The 231-nt window shown below is 68.8% G+C and carries 1 pseudogene; it reads right to left on the reverse strand.

What is annotated here, in order from left to right:
- A pseudogene (locus tag ACYQ0U_RS22900) lies at positions 1-231 on the reverse strand (IS1380 family transposase); the annotation flags it as partial.

Genomic DNA, 231 nt, shown 5'->3' on the forward strand with positions numbered 1-231 from the left:
TCGAACAGGGCGTCCTGGCCGGCGGCCTTGTTCTTCTCGGCGTTGAAGTCGGGTATCCGGCGCACGACCAGCCGGCCCGGCACCTGCTCGGACTTCTTCTGCGCAGCGAAGGCGGTGAAGCCGATCTCGGCGACCTCGGCGCGGGAGATCCAGCGGCCGGTGGTCTCGTCGAAGATGGCGTCGGGGTACTCGATGGTGGTCCACGCGTGGTCGGGGATGGTGGCGATCGCC

This window comes from Nocardioides pyridinolyticus, from assembly GCF_054653575.1.